Annotated in this window: 13 protein-coding genes; 5 read left to right on the forward strand and 8 right to left on the reverse strand. The window is 69.7% G+C overall.

The window, feature by feature from the left end:
• The first annotated feature begins 72 nt into the window (after window positions 1-72).
• On the forward strand, window positions 73-1263 hold the full coding sequence (locus R0232_RS18545; protein WP_431509016.1) for an MFS transporter: 1191 nt from the start codon (window positions 73-75) through the stop codon (window positions 1261-1263).
• Window positions 1264-1296: 33 nt separating this feature from the next.
• Window positions 1297-2355 (forward strand): aldo/keto reductase, encoded by a 1059-nt coding sequence (locus R0232_RS18550; RefSeq protein ID WP_431509017.1) that lies wholly within the window; start codon window positions 1297-1299, stop codon window positions 2353-2355.
• On the opposite strand, the gene R0232_RS18555 is transcribed toward R0232_RS18550, so the two are convergent.
• The 7 genes from R0232_RS18555 to R0232_RS18585 form a co-directional block, all read right to left on the reverse strand.
• Window positions 2330-3232, reverse strand: coding sequence for a 2OG-Fe(II) oxygenase (locus tag R0232_RS18555; RefSeq protein WP_431509018.1), 903 nt, complete (start codon window positions 3230-3232; stop codon window positions 2330-2332). The genes R0232_RS18550 and R0232_RS18555 overlap by 26 nt on opposite strands.
• Before the next feature lie 13 nt (window positions 3233-3245).
• Window positions 3246-3887, reverse strand: a complete 642-nt coding sequence (locus tag R0232_RS18560) for a hypothetical protein (RefSeq protein ID WP_431509019.1) — start codon at window positions 3885-3887, stop codon at window positions 3246-3248.
• 5 nt (window positions 3888-3892) lie between these two features.
• Window positions 3893-5290: a cytochrome-c peroxidase gene (locus R0232_RS18565; protein ID WP_431509020.1), complete on the reverse strand. Its 1398-nt coding sequence runs from the start codon at window positions 5288-5290 to the stop codon at window positions 3893-3895.
• Complete coding sequence (locus tag R0232_RS18570) at window positions 5287-7608, reverse strand: phosphoesterase (RefSeq protein WP_431512907.1); 2322 nt, start codon at window positions 7606-7608, stop codon at window positions 5287-5289. Before R0232_RS18570 ends, R0232_RS18565 begins: the two co-directional genes overlap by 4 nt.
• 293 nt (window positions 7609-7901) lie before the next feature.
• Window positions 7902-9338, reverse strand: a complete 1437-nt coding sequence (locus R0232_RS18575) for an MFS transporter (protein ID WP_431512908.1) — start codon at window positions 9336-9338, stop codon at window positions 7902-7904.
• 238 nt (window positions 9339-9576) lie between these two features.
• Window positions 9577-12390: a diguanylate cyclase domain-containing protein gene (locus tag R0232_RS18580; RefSeq protein ID WP_431509021.1), complete on the reverse strand. Its 2814-nt coding sequence runs from the start codon at window positions 12388-12390 to the stop codon at window positions 9577-9579.
• A gap of 167 nt (window positions 12391-12557) precedes the next feature.
• Window positions 12558-13268 (reverse strand): FMN-dependent NADH-azoreductase, encoded by a 711-nt coding sequence (locus R0232_RS18585; protein WP_431509022.1) that lies wholly within the window; start codon window positions 13266-13268, stop codon window positions 12558-12560.
• A 127-nt stretch (window positions 13269-13395) separates the two neighbouring features.
• Here R0232_RS18585 and R0232_RS18590 point away from each other — a divergent pair, with 127 nt between their 5' ends.
• Window positions 13396-14337, forward strand: a complete 942-nt coding sequence (locus tag R0232_RS18590; protein WP_431509023.1) for a LysR substrate-binding domain-containing protein — start codon at window positions 13396-13398, stop codon at window positions 14335-14337.
• On the opposite strand, the gene R0232_RS18595 is transcribed toward R0232_RS18590, so the two are convergent.
• Window positions 14338-14976 (reverse strand): TetR/AcrR family transcriptional regulator, encoded by a 639-nt coding sequence (locus R0232_RS18595; protein ID WP_431509024.1) that lies wholly within the window; start codon window positions 14974-14976, stop codon window positions 14338-14340. It lies immediately after the preceding gene.
• Between the two features lie 94 nt (window positions 14977-15070).
• On the opposite strand from R0232_RS18595, the gene R0232_RS18600 reads away from it, so the two are divergent.
• Window positions 15071-15943, forward strand: a complete 873-nt coding sequence (locus R0232_RS18600; RefSeq protein ID WP_431509025.1) for an NAD(P)H-binding protein — start codon at window positions 15071-15073, stop codon at window positions 15941-15943.
• Window positions 15940-16419, forward strand: a complete 480-nt coding sequence (locus tag R0232_RS18605; protein ID WP_431509026.1) for a DUF1772 domain-containing protein — start codon at window positions 15940-15942, stop codon at window positions 16417-16419. Before R0232_RS18600 ends, R0232_RS18605 begins: the two co-directional genes overlap by 4 nt.
• Window positions 16420-16422 lie beyond the last annotated feature (3 nt).

Genomic DNA, 16422 nt, shown 5'->3' on the forward strand with positions numbered 1-16422 from the left:
TTGAATTCACAAGTGCGTTGACCGGCGGCATTCTAGTCAACGAGGGACTTCGTCCGCACAGTACAGGGCATCATGCCCATCGCTCTACTCGCCCTCACCGCCGGTGCCTTCGGAATAGGCACCACCGAATTCGTCATCATGGGCCTGCTGATGCAGGTCTCGACCGATCTCCAGGTCTCGATCACGGCCGCCGGCCTGCTGATCTCGGGCTATGCGCTCGGGGTCGCGGTCGGCGCGCCGCTGCTCACCATCGCCACCCGCCGGCTGCCGCGCAAGACCGTGCTGCTGGCGCTGATGGCGATCTTCACGCTCGGCAACATCGCTTGCGCACTGGCACCCAACTACGAGCTGCTGATGGCCGCGCGCGTGATCACCTCGCTCGCGCACGGCACCTTCTTCGGCGTCGGCTCGGTGGTGGCCACCGGCCTGGTGGCGCCCGAGCGCCGCGCCTCGGCCATCGCCATCATGTTCACCGGCCTGACCGCCGCCACCCTGCTGGGCGTGCCCTTCGGCGCCTGGCTGGGCCTGCACTTCGGCTGGCGCGCGGCCTTCTGGGCCGTGGCGCTGATCGGCGTGGCGGCCCTCGCGGTGCTGGCCGTGTTCGTGCCCCGCGTCGAGGGCGAGGCCAGGCCCGCGCCGCTGCGCGACGAGATCGCCGTGCTGGCCCGGCCCCAGGTGCTGCTGGGCCTGGCGATGACGGTGCTCGGCTTCGCCGGCGTGTTCGCCGTCTTCACCTACATCCAGCCGCTGCTGACCCAGGTCACGGGCCTGTCGGAATCCGCCGTGTCGCCGATCCTGCTGGTGTTCGGCGGCGGCCTGGCCGTGGGCAACATCCTCGGCGGCCGGCTGGCCGACCGCGCCGTGATGCCCGCGGTGCTCGGCACGCTGGCCGTGCTCGCGGTGGTGCTCGGCAGCATGCAGTTCGCGATCGGCACGCCGATCGCCGCGGTGGTCTTCGTCGGCCTGCTCGGCGTGGCCTCGTTCGCCACGGTGGCGCCGATGCAGCTGCGCGTGCTCGAGAAGGCCTCGGGCGCCGGCCAGAACCTGGCCTCGAGCCTCAACATCGCGGCCTTCAACCTCGGCAATGCGCTCGGCGCCTGGGCCGGCGGCGTGGTGATCGACCATGGCCCGGGCCTGCGCGCGCTGGGCTGGGCCGCTGCGCTGCTGACCGTGGCGGGCCTCGCGATCGCGCTGTGGAGCCGCGCGCTCGACCGCCGCGGCGACCGCACCCTGCCGGGCGACTGTGCCTCGGTGCGCGCCTGATCCATCGCTCATTCAAACAAAGGAGAAGTTCTCATGGAACAACGCTTTCTCGGCCGCTCGGGCTTCAAGGTGCCCGCCCTCGGTTTTGGCGCCGGCACCTTCGGCGGACAGGGTCCGCTGTTCAGCGCCTGGGGCAACACCGGCACCGACGGCGCGCGCCGTATCGTCGACATCGCGCTCGACGCCGGCGTGAACCTGTTCGACACCGCCGACGTCTATTCGAACGGTGCCTCCGAGACCATCCTCGGCGCCGCGCTCAAGGGCCGGCGCGACAAGGCCATCGTCTCGACCAAGCTCTCGCTGCGCGCCGGCGACGGTCCGAACCAGGTCGGCGCCTCGCGCCACCACCTGGTGGGCGCGACCGAGGCCGCGCTCAAGCGGCTGGGCACCGACTACATCGACATCCTGCAGTTGCATGCCTTCGACGCGATGACGCCGGTCGAGCAGGTGCTGGGCACGCTCGACGCGCTCGTGAAGTCGGGCAAGGTGCGCTACATCGGCATGTCGAACTTCTCGGGCTGGCAACTGATGAAGTCGCTCGCCGCTTCCGACCGGCTCGGCCTCGAGCGCTACGTGGCGAACCAGACCTACTACTCGCTGGTGGGGCGCGACTACGAGTTCGAGCTGATGCCGCTGGGCCTGGACCAGGGCGTGGGCGCGATCGTCTGGAGCCCGCTGGGCTGGGGCCGCCTCACGGGCAAGATCCGGCGCGGCCAGCCGCTGCCCGCGGGCAGCCGGCTGCACGAGACCGCCGGCTTCGCGCCGCCGGTGGACGACGAGCGCCTCTACCGCGTCGTCGATGCGATGGACATCGTGGCCGAGGAGACCGGCAAGACCCACGCGCAGATCGCGCTCAACTGGCTGCTGCAGCGGCCCACGGTGGCCAGCGTGCTGATCGGTGCGCGCGACGAGGCGCAGCTGACGCAGAACCTCGGCGCGCTCGGCTGGCAGCTGAGCGACGCGCAGATGGCGCGGCTCGACACGGCCAGCGCGATCGCGCCGCCCTATCCCTACTACCCGTACTGGAACGGGCAGTTCGCGGAGCGCAGCCCGGTGGCGGTGCCGATCAGCTCCCCGGCAACGGCCGGTTGACTTCGCCGGCCGCCATGAAGCGCTGCGAGCGCATCCACTTGGTCGCCACCCATTTCTCCCCGCGCTTCACCGGCGCGCCGGCATGCAGCGATGCGGTGTCGACCTGGCCATGGCGGTTGGCGTACTCGAAGTACACCGCGTGGCCGCGCTGCGGCGCGACCGACCAGCCCAGTTCGGGAAAGACGGTCTCGCCGCCCTCCTCCACGTCGTTGAGATAGCTCACCAGCGTGCTCAGGCGCTGGCCGCTGCGCGCCAACGAGGCCTGGTTGGCAGGGTTCGAGGGCACGAGGAAATCGAAGTGCGGCAGGCTCTGCGTGCCTTCGGGGTAGTACAGGATCTGCAGGCCCTCGCCGTGATCGACCGGCAACCCCATCAGCGCCGCCAGCCGCTCGTCGATGCGTGCCACCAGCGGGTTCTCGCGCAGGCGGAAGAACATGCCGAGGCTGCTGCGGTGCGCGCCGCTGCGCGCGCGTCCGCTCATCGGGTCGACCGTGGTCGAGGGCGCGAGCCGCGGCCTGGCCATCGCGATCAACGCCTCGCACTCCTCGGCATCGATCACGTCGCGAAGTACCGCAATCGCCGGCCGGTCCATGCGCGCGGCCACGCGCACCGTGCGGTCCGCGAGCCGGATCACATGGCCGGGCGCGAGCCGCGAGGCCTCGTGCGCATAAGGCTCGGCCACCTCGACCCTATCGACCGGCGGCGGGCTGCCGGTACGCAGCGCGAGCACGAATGCGTCGACGATGGTCCGGGCGGCCGACTCGGGCATCTGCTGCGCCTGCATGGCCCGCACCACCTCGGCCGGCGTGCAGCCTCGCTTCAGGTTCTGCAGTACCCAGTCGCTCAGCGCGGGGGAGAAACGCAACACGCTTTCCATGGGCCAGGGCTCGTCAGCCGTCCTTCGGGACCCAGCCGGCCTCGGTACGGCGGAAGGCCTGCTTGAGCTGCATGGTGCCGGCACCGCGCACCACGCGGTCGACCATGGGGAACACGCGCCGCACGTCGGCGTCGCCGGTCCAGGACGCAGCGTCGACCTTGTAGGTGTAGCTGACGACGGCTTCCTCGCCCTCCTTCGCGCCCTTCGGCAGTTCCCAGCTCACGACCTTGTCGAGCGCGAGCCGCGCGGCACAGAAGTCATGCGCGCCCTGGCGCGGCAGGAAGTACTTCTGGCCTTCGTCGGTCAGCACGTAGCGCGTGACGGCGGACTCGGGCTGGTCCTCGCTGGCCTGGACACTGGCTTCGGTCGAGCGCACCAGCCCCACGTGTTCCAGGACCGGCATCTGCACCGCATTGCGTCCATGGGCACGGATCTCGCGCTGCGTCACGTCGATCGGCCAGTGCTCCTTGCCCAGGCACAGGTCGCCACGCTGCGCGAGGTAGGTGTTCATCGCGGCGGTGAAGGTCTGCAGGTCGGCCTGCGGCCCGTGGCTGCAGCCGGCCAGCAACACAGCCGCCACGGCGCCAAGGGTGGCAACGGCAGCGGCCGGCATGAAGGCGCGCTGCAGGAAAAGTTTCTTGAGGAATTCGTTCATGGAAATCAATGGAGGCAGGCGTCTGGATCGGGCGGCGTCGCCGGCTTCGTGTCGGCGTCGCTCAGGGTGTTGAGGAAACAGGTCAGGTCGGCGAGGTCCTGTTCGGACATCGGCGGCTTCGAGCCCGCGCGGCGGCCGTCCATCGGCATCTGCGTGTCGATGTTGGGCCGGTAGGCGCGCGGCAGATCGTCGTACTTGCGCACCTTGCCGCCGACGTACTGCGTGGTGATCAGGCCATAGTCGGGAAAGCCCGGATCGTTGACCGCCTTGGGCTTGCCGCCCACGGTCGGATACCAGATTTCGGGATTGGTATCGCGCGTGTTGTAGAAGCGCAGGACCTGTGCGAGCGAGTGCATCACCCCGTTGTGGAAGAACGAGGTACGCGTCGCCACGTTGCGCAGGGTCGGCGCCTTGAACATGCCGCAGAAGCTGTCTGCCGCTCCGACGCCCGCAGGCAGATGATCGGTACGGATCGGGCCGCACACGCCCATGTCGAAGTAGGCCGGGTCCTTGTTGGCGGGAATGGCCGCGTTGCGCGGCACGCTGATCGCTTCGTACGAGAAGTCGGTGAACAGCGCCGAACTGCCGTTGAGTCCCGCGCCCTGGTAATGGCACGAAGCGCAGTTGCCGGTCTCGGGACTGGTGAACACCTTGAGGCCGCGCGCTTCGGCCGGCGTGAGCTGGCCGCCGATCTTGTTGCTCGCGTAGAGATCGAACTTGCTGCTGTACGGGTGGAAGCTCTCGTCCTCGAGCTGGAAAGCCTGCAGGGCCTTCATCGCGCTTTCGAAGGCGGCGTCCTGATCGTCGAACACCTTGTCGCCGAAGGCCTTGGCGATCAACGGCGCATAGTCGGCGGCCTGGAGCTTCTTCACCACGTCGGCGGTGCTTGCGTTCGCCATCTCGATCGGGTCGAGCAGCGGAATGCGCGCCTGCGCCGCCAGCGTCGGGGCGCGACCGTCCCAGGTCAGGCCGCCACCCGGGCCGGGCACGCTGATGCCGTCGGGGTTGTCGAGCAGGTCGGCATAGGGCGGCGTGATGTCCTTGTAGCGCAGCGAGGGCACCGCGCGCAGGCCGGCCTGGTCCATGTGGGCGCCGCCGAGCTGCACCGACAGGTCGTTGGCCGGGGCATAGGCATGCCCGGGATCGTGGCAGCTGGCGCACGACATCGCGCCCGAGCCCGAGAGGCTCTTGTCGAAGAACATTTTCTGGCCCACCTGGGCAGCGAGGCTCAGGTGGCTGGCATTGGCGGCCGGGGCCGTAGCGGCTGGCGCGGAAGCCGCCACGGCGGGGACCGCTGCAACGGGGTTCCCCCCGCTGCCGCCGTCCCCGCCGCAGGCGGTCAGCGCCACCGCAATCGCCGCGCTTCCGAAGAAAGCAGCGGCGGTCGCGATGGACAACCTCATTGCTTCAGCGACCAGACGTTGACCTGGCTGCCGTCCGGACCGGTCTGCGGCGAAAGCGCGGCGTCGGCCGACTGCTTCTGCGTGTAGCTCACCGGCGCCACGAACGCGTGGTTGATCGGCCGCACGCTGTCGAAGTGGGTGTCGGCGCTGCCCGCGTACTCCGGCAGGTTCAGGATGTTGTCCGAGACGAAGGCCTCGGTGTACTTCGAGCGGTTCATGTACGAACTGTCGATGGCCGGGTCGGCAAGCTGGAACATGTCCTGCAGCGTGCGCACGAACGAGAAGTGGCTGTAGGCGTCGCTGTCCGAAATGCCCTTGGGCGCGTCGGGCTGGTTGCTCAGGATGCCGAAGATGCTCTCGCCATGACCGCGGTTGCCGGACTGGTAGTTGTTGATGCTCGTGTCCTGCGACCAGGTGCCGTCGTCATTGCGCTTCAGCGGCGCCGGCACGTTGCTCGTGACGTTCTTCTTCAACGGGTTCCAGCCGCAGCAGGAGTTGAAGCCACCGGTGGCATTGCCTTCGTCGAACATCAGCACGATCGCCACGCGCTTGTTCGGGTTCTTCCAGAGATCGGAAGCCTGGATGCGCTTGACGGTGTAGTCGACGTAGTTGTCGCCGCGCGTGATGATCGGCGAGACCGCCGTCGCCGACACGTTGTTCGCCACGCTGCCGCAGTCGCTGGCGCTGACCGAGGCACCCGCACCGTTGGTCCCCTTCACCGTGATGCCGTGCATGTCGTCGCACTGGTCGGGCACGAGGAAGTTCAGGTTGCCGACGTTGCCGCTGGCGAGGTCGGTGCCGAGCTGGTCGTAGTCGTAGTCGGCGGGAATGTCGTAGGTGGTGCTGTTCTTGAGCGCGGCGTCCCACTGGCCACCGCCCATGGTGCGGTTGCTGTACTTCCATTCGGGCGCGCTGCGCACGTTCTGGTAAGCCATGCCCGGGTGGTGCTTGGTCTTGTAGAGGCCCGCGGGCAGCGGCAGCGTCAGCGTGGCATCGCCGAGCGTCGTGGTGTTCGGGCCCACGGTGCCCGGCGCGTAGACGTTGTCCTTGGCGCTGACATTGCTGTCGTTCACGCTGTCGATGCGGAAGTCCTGGCCCGGGTTCATCGACTCGCTGTACGTGCGCCAGGTCAGGCCGGCCGCCGTCATCGCGTTGAACAGGTTGGGCTTGCCGACGATGTTGTGGTTGACGCCTGCGGTCTGCATGCAGGTCGCGTTGAACGGCGAGCTGCGCTGGGCCGGCATGCTGATCTTGTCGGGCAGCGGGAGGTCCTGCACGGCGTTCGCACCGGTCGCATCGCAGTTCCACTGGCTGTCGTCGGTGATGCCCCAGTCGTCGGCACCGCCGAGCGCGGTGTAGTTCGGCTCGCTGGGGTTGCCGGTCGCGTAGTAGCTCACGAGCTGGTTGCCGGCCTTCAGGTAGGCGTTGATCTTCGGCGCGTAGGCCGAATTCACGATCGACGAGCTGGCCTTGTTCTCGAGCATCACGATGAAGATGTGGTCGTAGCGCGGAATGCCCTCGATGTTGAAGGCGGCCTGCTGCGACTGCGCGAAGGTGATCGCCTTGCGGGTCTCGGGCACGTTGGCGGTGACGCTGCTCACGTGCAACTTCCCGCCCAGCGTCGGATCGCCGCCGACCGAGGCCAGGGCATCGGGGAACAGGTCACCGCGGTCGAGCTTGGTGGTCGCATAGGCGAAGCGGTTGTTGAGCGCGTTCGATTCCGAGAGCAGCGCGGTCTGCGTCTTGCCGCTGGCGCTGGCCGCATCGCCGAGCACGGCGGACTCCGAGACGCCGATACGGGCCGCGAGATTCTTCTTCTCGGCGGCATAGCTCGAGCCGTTGGCATCGACCAGGCGAGCGACTTCGGCCGACAGCGGGCTCACGACCACGCTGCTGCCTTGTTCTGCCACCTGTTCGGCGCGGATGCGCAGCACTTCGCGCGTGGGCACGGCCGCCTGCGTGGCGGTGTTCTTCGCACTGGTGCCGATGTCGGCGATCAGCGCCGCGGCGGCAGGCAGCACGAGCGAGAACTTGCCGTTGGCATCGGTCTTGGTGCCGACCTCGCCGTCGTCGCAGCGGCCGTTGTCGTTCTTGTCGACGCAGACGGTGGCATTGGCGTAATAGCCTGCCGAGATCGTCGGATCGGTGGCACTGCCGGGCTTGAAGGCGCTGGCCGACACCACGCCGCTGAACGTGGTGCCGGTGCCATTGCCCGATTGGTCGCCAGGCGGGAGGAAGGCGAAGCCACCGCCGCCGCCACCGCCGCCGCAGGCGCTGAGCACGGAGGCCGCGAGCACCGTCAGTACGGGGCACAGCATGCCGGTCTTGATCTTGTGGATGGTTTTCAAAGTCGACTCTCGATCGTTGGGGAATGCGAACGGACGCACGGATTCGCCGAATCCGGCGGCCCTTGATTCAAGGACCGGTCGATGGTGGTTTTGCCAAATGTCAGTCCGAAGGCAGCAGACTTAGGCCCGCATTAGCGCTTTCTTTCGCCCTCGGAAACATCGAGCGCACGAGCGTGCGCGGCGTGCGCGGCACGCCGTAAAAGCAACGGATTTGCAGTTTCGCGCCCCGTGGTCAGGGCGCGGTCAGCGAGCCTGGGCGGCCGCTATTTCGGCGCGGCTTCGCGCCGTGCGAGCGCATGCATCTGCGTGGCTTCGCGCGGCAGCCACAGCGAGAGCGCGAACACCGCGAGGCCCACCACCAGCATCATCACGAAGGTGAGGTGCAGCGAGCCGCCGAGCGCGAGCCGCAGCGCCGCGTCGCCGGCCGCGGGCGAGGCCGGGCCCTGCAGCAGCAGGCGCAGTTGCTCGTCGGTGAAGGCGAGACGGCCGTCGGCGCGCGTGAGGCCGAAGTTGAAGACCGCGCCGAAGAAGGCCGCGCCGAGCGCGCTGCCGAGGTTGCGCGAGAACACGTTGGAGGCGGTGGCGCTGCCGCGCTGCGCGACGTCGACCGACTCCTGGATCAGGATCAGCGAGCTCAGGCTCAGCAGGCCCATGCCCAGGCCGATGACGAACGAGCCCACGCCCGCGAGCACCGGCGTGCTGCCCGCGGCGAGCAGCACGAAGCTCGCGCAGCCCACGGGGATCAAGGCCGCGCCGGCCACGAGGATGCGCCACAGCCCCACGCGCTGGAAGATGCGCGAGGTCAGCGTGGCGCCGATCGGCCAGCCCAGCATCACCATGGTCAGGGTGAGGCCCGCCGTGACCGACGAGCGTTCGAGCACCACCTGCACGTACATCGGCAGGAAGGTGGTGATGCCGATCAGCACCATGCCCGCGAGCAGGGCCGCGCCGTTGACGGTGGCGATGACGCGCGCGCCCCAGAGCTTGAACGACACCATCGGGTCGGCCGCGCGGCGCTCCTGCCACACGAACAGCACCACGGTGAGCGCGAAGGCCGCGGTCCAGCCCCAGGCGGAGGCGTCGTTGCCGATGCCGAACTCGGTGAGCGCGATCATCAGCGCCGCGATGCCGGCGGCGAACAGCACCGCGCCCACGATGTCGATCGAGGCGCGGCGCGTGGCCGGGGTCTCGTGCAGGAAGGCCCAGAAGCCCAGCGCGGCCGCGATGCCGATCGGCACGTTGATCCAGAAGATCCAGGCCCACGAGAGCTTCTGCACGATCAGCGCGCCGAGCATCGGCCCGAGCACGGCCGACACGGCCCAGACGCTCGCGAGGTAGCCCTGCACCTTGCCGCGCTCGCGCACTGGATAGAGGTCGCCCACGATGGTCAGCGCCACCGGCTGGATGGCACCGGCGCCGATGCCCTGGATCAGCCGGAAGCAGATCATGGCGGGCATCGACCACGAGAAGCCCGCGAGCAGCGAGCCGATGAGGAAGATGGCGATGCCCACGAACATCACGGGCTTGCGCCCGTAGAGGTCGGAGAGCTTGCCGAACACCACGGTCATCGCGGTCTGCGCGAGCAGGAACGAGGCGAAGACCCAGCTGTAGAGATGCAGCCCGCCGAGCTCGGAGGCGATCTGCGGCATGACGGTGGAGACGATGGTCGCCTCGATCGCGACCATGGCCATCGACGCCATGATCGACGCGATGACCAGCGGGCGGTGGGTGGTCTTGGTGGGTGGGGCTTCGGGTGTCACGCGGGACTTCCAGGGGAGCGCGGTGCGTCGGGGCACATCGGGGCGCGGGAAGCGCACGGGGCACGGGCACGGATTGCGAAGGGCTGCATGCTATAGCCATCACGAGCCCCTGTCCGCTGCTCGGACTCTTCGCAGGATCAGGCAAGTCGGCGAGCGCCCTGCCCGCGCCCTCGCCTCGTCAGCCTTCGCCTTCGGGCGGCTCGAGGAAGGACGGCGGCGTCTGCGGGAAGGCCGCCTTGCCCTGGCTGCCCTCGCCCGGCACGAAGAAGGCATAGCGGTTGCGGCCTGCGGCCTTGGCGGCGTAGAGCGCGGCATCGGCGCGCGCCAGCAGCTCGGCCGCCGTGACGGCCGACTCGGCCGGGCCGTGGAAGGCGATGCCGATGCTGGTCGCGACCTCGATGCGCTGGCCGTCGACGCGGAAGGCCGGGTGGTTGATCTGCGCCACGATCTTCGAGGCCACGGCCGCGACCGCCTCGCGCTGCTTGAGGTTCTCGATCACCAGCACGAACTCGTCGCCGGCCAGCCGCGCCGCCATGTCGCTGGCGCGCACGCAGGCCTTGAGCCGGCGCGCGTACTCGGCCAGCACCGCGTCGCCCACCGCATGGCCCAGCGTGTCGTTGATGGCCTTGAAGCGGTCGATGTCGAGGAACATCACGGCCAGCGAATGGCCGGTGATGCGCCCGCGCAGCACCGCGTCGGGCAGGAACTCGTTGAAGGCCAGCCGGTTCGGCAGGCCGGTCAGCGTGTCGATGCGCGCGAGCTCGATCAGCTGGCGCTCGACCAGCTTGAGCGCCGTGATGTCGAGCGCCAGCGAGAAGATGCCGTGCGTGCTGCCGTCGCTGCGCGTGTCGGGCACGTAGATCACCTGCGTCACGCGGTCGTAGCCCGCGCGCTGCGTGCGCGCCTCGAACTCCACCTTCTCACCGGCCAGCGCGCGCGCCAGCATCGGGCGGCGCGACAGGTAGACCTCGCGGCCCGCCACCTCCTCGAGATGGCGCCCTTCCACCTGCGCGGGCCCGAGGCCCAGCCATTCGTGGCTGGTGGCGTTGGCGAAGGTGATGCGCTCCTCGCGGTCGATGTAGGTGATCAGCGCCGGCATGCTGTTGGTGATGGCGCGCAGCCGCAGCTCGCTCTCGGCGGCGCGCAGCTCGGCTTCCTTCAGCGCCGTGATGTTGAAGGCCATCAGGTAGAAGCCCAGCACCTCGCCCTCGAGGTTGATGTCGGAGATCAGGTGGGTCTGGAAATGGCCGTCGCTGCCCTGGATCGGCGCGTCGACCGGGAAGTGCGCGTTCTTGCCGGCCAGCACCGAGGGCAGGTGCGGCCGGATCTGCGCGTACACCGCATCGCCGAGCGAGGAGCGCAGGCTCACGCCCGCGAGCGGGCCGTCGAACAGGTCGGCCAGGCGCCGCGCGCGGCTGTTGGCGAACAGGCAGTTCTCCTCGCGGTCGAAGTAGCCGACCAGCGCCGGGATGCTGTTGGTCACGTCGCGCAGCCGGCGCTCCTGCTCGGTCAGCGCCTTGCGCACGTTGACCTCGTCGGTGATGTCGAAGGTCATCGCGAACACGCCGCGCACCACGCCCTCGGTGTCGCGGTCGGGGATGTAGTGGGCCTTGTAGGTGCGGTCGCCGACGCCGCGCGCCGGGTTGCCGGCCTTCTCGATGATCACGGTCTCGCCGCGCAGCGCGCGCTCGTAGTACGGCGCGACGACCGCGAAGTCCTCGGCGCCGCGCGCCTCGGGCATCGGGCGGCCGACGAGCTCGCCGTCGTCGTGCATCGCCTTCACGTGCGCATTGACGAAGGTGTAGCGCAGCGCCGCATCGACATGCGAGACCAGCGCCGGGATGTTGTCGGCGATGGTGCGCACCTGGGCCTCGGAGCGCGCCAGCAGCTGCTCGCTCGCGCGCTGCTGCGCCATCAACTGGTCGAAGCTGCGCGCGAGCTCGCCGATCTCGTCCTGCGCATAGCTGGCCGGCGGCTCGGGCACGCCGGCGGCCGGATCCTGCGCCGACTGCATGCGCCCGTGCAGCGCGGCCAGCGGCGTCAGGCGCCGCCGCACGAAGCCCAGCGCGAGCGCGCCCGCGAGCAGCGCCGCCACCAGCCCGCCGCCCAGCGCCACGCGCTCGATCGCATCGATGCGCGCGAAGGCCTCGTCGCTCGGGTACATGGCGCCGACGATCCAGTTGGTCTGGTCGGTGCGCTGGAACGCGAACAGGCCGCGCACGCCCGATTCGTCGATGCCCTCGCTGGTGCCCTCGAAGCCCGCGATCGCGCGGCGGATCTCGGGATTGGCGCCGTTCTCGGTCGGCAGCCGGTTCAGGATGCGCGCCGCGTCGGGATGGTCGACCACCACGCCGTCGGCCGTGAGGATGAACAGGTAGCCGGTCTTCCCGAAGCGCACGTCGGCCAGGTCGCCGAGGATGTTGCGGTCCTTGAGGTTGATGGCGCCCGAGATCACGAAGCGCACCTTGCCCTGCGCATCGAGCACCGGCTCGGTGATGGCGATCTGCGCCAGCCCGTTCAACCGGTTGCGGTAGGGCCGCGAGATCAGGCCCAGCCCCGACTGCACCGTCTGCTGGAAGTAGGCGCGGTCGCGGATGTTGATGGTGCCGACCTGGCTGGCGTTGCTGAGGTTGGCCACCAGGTTGCCGTCGAGGTCGAGGAAGGCCACGTTGTCGAAGGCCAGGCGCAGCGACTTGTGGCGCTCGAGGAAGGCCTGCAGCGGCCGGCCGTCCTGGAAGTTCTGCGCCTCGACACTGTCGACGAAGGTCTGCAGCAGGATGCGGCGGCTGCCGAATTTCTGGTCGACGCCGGTGGCGATCGAGGAGACGCGCGCGAACTGCTCGCCGGTGATCGAGGCCCGCAGGCTGCCGCGCACCAGTTGCAGCGCGACCATCGCGATCGCGACGGTCGCGGCCAACACCACGGCGGCGACGCCGAGGCTGACGCGGGTATGGAGTCCGAAGCGGCGATGGAACGGTCGCGAAGGGGTCATGAATGAGATGGGAAGGCCAGTGGCGCGCCGGGGTTCCGTGCCGGCTCATGCGACCTGGGGCGAGTATCGGTGCGTTCGTCGGTCAGCGGAAGGTGAGAAACGTCATACACCTCCGCTTCCCCATACGCGGCGGCGGCCCGAACGGATGCAGCCGCCGCGTCCTCCCGTCAGGCGGCAACCAGTGCCTGCCCGGCCGCCGGGGCTGCGGCCGCCCCCGCAAGCGCATCCACCAGTGCGTCGACCTCGGCCTCGGCCCGGGCCAGCGAGTCGGCCAGCAGCGCGCCGCCGAACTCGTCGCCCTCGGCCGCGGCCTCGTGCACCTCGGTCAGGCCGATGTACGAGAAGGCCGTGCGCACCATCGCCTCGGCATGGTTCATGTGCGCGATGCGGCCGCCCGGTCCATAGCCGTGGTCGCCGCGCGCGCCCAGCAGCACCAGCCGCTTGCCGGGCGGCAGCATCGGCCAGTACGGCACGGCGCCGCGCGCGCGGTCGAAGCCGAAGGTGCGGCCCACGCGCACCACGTTGTCGATCCAGGCCTTGAACTGCGCCGGCACGCCGAAGTTGTACATGGGCAGGCCGACCACCACGAGGTCGGCCGCCAGCAACTGGTCGACCAGGCGGTCGCTCTCGGCCAGGCGCTCGGTCATCCATGGCTCGCGCTGCTCGGGCGCGGTGAAGGCGGCATGGATCCAGCGCCCATCGACGAAGCCCGGCGGCTGCTGGCCGACGTCGAGGTGCTCGACCGCGTCGCCGGGCCGCAGCGCATGCCAGCGCTCGACGAAGCGGGCCGACAGCCGGCGCGAGTGGGAGCCATGGGGATCGGTGCCGGAACGGCCCGCTCGGGCGCTGGTGTCGATGTGGAGCAGTCGGAGGGACATGGTCGGGGGTCCTTGAGATGAGTGAATAGATGTCTTTCGTCTCGCGATGCCAGAATGGCGATCGGCCGAGGCGTAGCCAGAATCTATGGGCCTCGCCGCCGCCTCACAAACGATCGTTTTTCCTCCAATGAACGAGCTGCATTCATCTGTCAGGGCGCCCAGGCGATTGCCGCCGCTGCTCGCGCTGCGCGCCTTCGAGGCCGCGGCGGCGCATGGCAGCTTCCTGCGCGCGGCGCACGAGCTGTCGGTCACGCCCTCAGCCATCAGCCACCAGGTGCGCGCGCTCGAGGACACGCTGGGCCAGCCGCTGTTTCGCCGGCTCACGCGGCAACTGGCGCTCACGCCCGCGGGCGAGCGGCTGTTCGAGGACCTGCGTCAGGGCTTCGACGCGCTCGAGGCCGGCGTCGAGCGGCTGCGCCGGCCGGCCGCCACCCAGGCTGTCACGCTGAGCACCAACACCGCCTTCGCCGCGCGCTGGGTGATTCCGCGCATGGCGGCCTTCCGCACGGCCTGCCCGGGCATCGAGCTCAGGCTGCATGCGAGCGACACGGTGGTCGACCTGGCGCGCGGCGAGGCCGACATCGCGGTGCGCCTGGGCAGCGGCCGCTGGCCGGGCCTGGCGGCGCGCGCGCTGATGCCCGAGCGCTACGCGCCGCTGTGCAGCCCGATGCTGGGCCTGGCGCGCGTGGAAGACCTGCCGCGGCACCGGCTGATCCATTGCGACTGGCAGCCGCAGGCCCATGCGCCGGCGCTGTGGCCGCGCTGGTTCGAGGAAGCGGGCATGGCGCCGCCGCGCGGGCGCTCCGCGAAGCAGTCGGCCAAGGAGGCGCCGGAGGCCGAGCTCTCGTTCTCCGACGAGACCCATGCGATCCTGGCCGCGCTCGGCGGCCATGGGGTGGCGCTGCTGAGCCTCACGCTCGCGGCCGAGGAACTGCGCAGCGGCGCGCTGGTCCAGCCCTTCGGGCCGGCGCTCGATACCGGACGCTACTTCCTGGCCACCGCGAACGGGCGCGAGCACGAGCCGGCGGTGCGCGCGGTCTGGGACTGGATCGCGTCGCAGGCGAGTTGATCAATCCTCGAAGGGCTCGGCGATCTCGCGCAGCGCCATGCGCTTGTAGGCCGCGACCAGCGCCGCGCCCTCCTCGCTCGCCACGCCGATCGCGAGGCGGATCGTGGCCTCGCCCAGCTCCCAGATCAGGAAGGCCGACTGCTCGATCTGCGCGCTGCGCGTTGGATCGGCATCGCCGTGCACCTTGCGCATGGCCTCGGCCAGCATGCCGCCGGCGATGCGGCTCTCGGCGATCTGCAGCCCGAGCAGTTGCCGGTCGGCCTGCATGCCGCTCCAGATGTCGCGCATCACGGGCCGCGCGCTGACGATCTCGAAATAGCGGTCGACCAGCGCCGAAAAGGCCAGCCGCAGGCTCGCGAGGTCGTGCACCTCGCGCAAACCCTCCTCGATGCAGCCGCGGCTGTGCAGGTTGATGCGCTCGGCCAGCACGCGGATCAGCGCGCTCTTGTCGGGGAAGTACTGGTAGAGCGAGCCGATCGAGATGCCGGCGCGCGCGGCCACCTCGCTCATCTTCAGCGAGTCGCTGCCGCCGCGCTCGATCAGCGCCGAGGCGCATTCGAGGATCAGCTCGACCCGCGCCTTGCTGCGCTCCTGCGTGGGGTTCTTGCGGGCGGCCGAGGCGGTGGCGATGGAATTCATGGCGGATCGGACTCGAAAAAACGGTTGACGCTCGAAATGTGAGGGAATATCATTTTTATGTGAGCAGTCCTCACATTAACCCAAGGATTCCGAGATGGCAATCGATCAGACCACAGTGCAGACGCGGGACGATGAACGTCCCATCCTCGTCCTGGGCGCCCATGGCAAGACCGGCGCGCGCGTCATGGCCCTGCTGCAGGCCGCCGGCCATGCGGTGCGCGCCGGCTCGCGCAACGCCCGCCCCGCCTTCGACTGGAACGACCGTGCCACCTGGGGTCCGGCGCTCGAGGGCGTGAGCGCCGTCTACATCGCCTACCAGCCCGACCTCTGCGTGCCCGGCGCGGTCGAGACCGTGAACGCCTTCTACCAAGCGGTCGCCAAGGCCGGCGTGCGCAAGACCGTGCTGCTGTCGGGCCGCGGCGAGCCCGAGGCCGAGGACGCCGAGAACGCGCTGCGCGCCACCGCGCTCGACTGGACCATCGTGCGCGCGAGCTGGTTCTTCCAGAACTTCAGCGAGAACTACTTTCTCGAGGAGATCGTCGCCGGCGAGATCACGCTGCCCGAGGGCCTCGCGCCCGAGCCCTTCGTCGATGCCGACGACATCGCCGAGATCGCGGTCGCCGCGCTGCTCGATCCCGAGGGCGGGCGCCATGGCGGCCAGCTCTACGAACTGACCGGCCCCGAGGCGCTGGACTTTCCCGAGGCGATCCGCCGCATTGGCCAGGCCGCGCACCGCGGCATCGGCTGCCGCATCGTGACCATGGACGACTACGCGGCCGCGCTGGGCCAGGCCGGCCTGCCGCCCGATCTCGCGTGGCTCGTGATCTATCTGTTCAAGACCGTGCTCGACGGCCGCAACACGCCGGTGGCCGACGGCGTGCAACGCGCGCTGGGCCGGCCGCCGCGCAACTTCGCCGACTACCTCGCGCGCACCGCGCCCACCGGCGTCTGGGGAGCCGCATCGTGAGCGGCAAGCTGCTGAGCGTGCTGGTGCTGGCCGGCGCGCTGTCTAGCGCGCTCGTCGCCGGCATGTTCTACGCGTTCTCGTCCTTCATCATGGCCGCGCTGGCACGTGTGCCGCCGGCCGAGGGCATGCGCGCGATGAACGCGATCAACGTGACCGTGATCACGCCGAGCTTCATGGCGCTGTTCATGGGCACGGCCGTGCTCGGCATCGGGCTTGCCATCTGGTCGCTGTTCTCGATCGCGCAGACCGACTCGCAGCTGGTGCTGCTGGGCGCCCTGCTCTACGTGCTCGGCTGCTTCGGCGTGACCATGGTCTTCAACGTGCCGCTCAACGACCAGCTGGCCGCCGCGCCCACCGAGGCGCTGTGGAACAGCTACCTGCGGACCTGGACCCTGTGGAACAGCGTGCGCACCGCCGCGGCCACGCTGTCGTCGGCCGTGCTGGTGGCGGTGGCGCTGCGGCAGGCCGCGGCCTGAGCG

The sequence above is a fragment of the Variovorax sp. DAIF25 genome (assembly GCF_050711835.1).
Classification (GTDB): domain Bacteria; phylum Pseudomonadota; class Gammaproteobacteria; order Burkholderiales; family Burkholderiaceae_C; genus Variovorax.

What these genes read in the sequence shown, in the direction of transcription:
- R0232_RS18545 (WP_431509016.1), top strand. Translation starts at nt 73, where the DNA reads ATGCCCATCGCTCTACTCGCCCTCACCGCCGGTGCCTTCGGAATAGGC.
- R0232_RS18550 (WP_431509017.1), top strand. Translation starts at nt 1,297, where the DNA reads ATGGAACAACGCTTTCTCGGCCGCTCGGGCTTCAAGGTGCCCGCCCTC.
- R0232_RS18555 (WP_431509018.1), bottom strand. Translation starts at nt 3,232, where the DNA reads ATGGAAAGCGTGTTGCGTTTCTCCCCCGCGCTGAGCGACTGGGTACTG.
- R0232_RS18560 (WP_431509019.1), bottom strand. Translation starts at nt 3,887, where the DNA reads ATGAACGAATTCCTCAAGAAACTTTTCCTGCAGCGCGCCTTCATGCCG.
- R0232_RS18565 (WP_431509020.1), bottom strand. Translation starts at nt 5,290, where the DNA reads ATGAGGTTGTCCATCGCGACCGCCGCTGCTTTCTTCGGAAGCGCGGCG.
- R0232_RS18570 (WP_431512907.1), bottom strand. Translation starts at nt 7,608, where the DNA reads ATGCTGTGCCCCGTACTGACGGTGCTCGCGGCCTCCGTGCTCAGCGCC.
- R0232_RS18575 (WP_431512908.1), bottom strand. Translation starts at nt 9,338, where the DNA reads ATGGCGTCGATGGCCATGGTCGCGATCGAGGCGACCATCGTCTCCACC.
- R0232_RS18580 (WP_431509021.1), bottom strand. Translation starts at nt 12,390, where the DNA reads ATGACCCCTTCGCGACCGTTCCATCGCCGCTTCGGACTCCATACCCGC.
- R0232_RS18585 (WP_431509022.1), bottom strand. Translation starts at nt 13,268, where the DNA reads ATGTCCCTCCGACTGCTCCACATCGACACCAGCGCCCGAGCGGGCCGT.
- R0232_RS18590 (WP_431509023.1), top strand. Translation starts at nt 13,396, where the DNA reads ATGAACGAGCTGCATTCATCTGTCAGGGCGCCCAGGCGATTGCCGCCG.
- R0232_RS18595 (WP_431509024.1), bottom strand. Translation starts at nt 14,976, where the DNA reads ATGAATTCCATCGCCACCGCCTCGGCCGCCCGCAAGAACCCCACGCAG.
- R0232_RS18600 (WP_431509025.1), top strand. Translation starts at nt 15,071, where the DNA reads ATGGCAATCGATCAGACCACAGTGCAGACGCGGGACGATGAACGTCCC.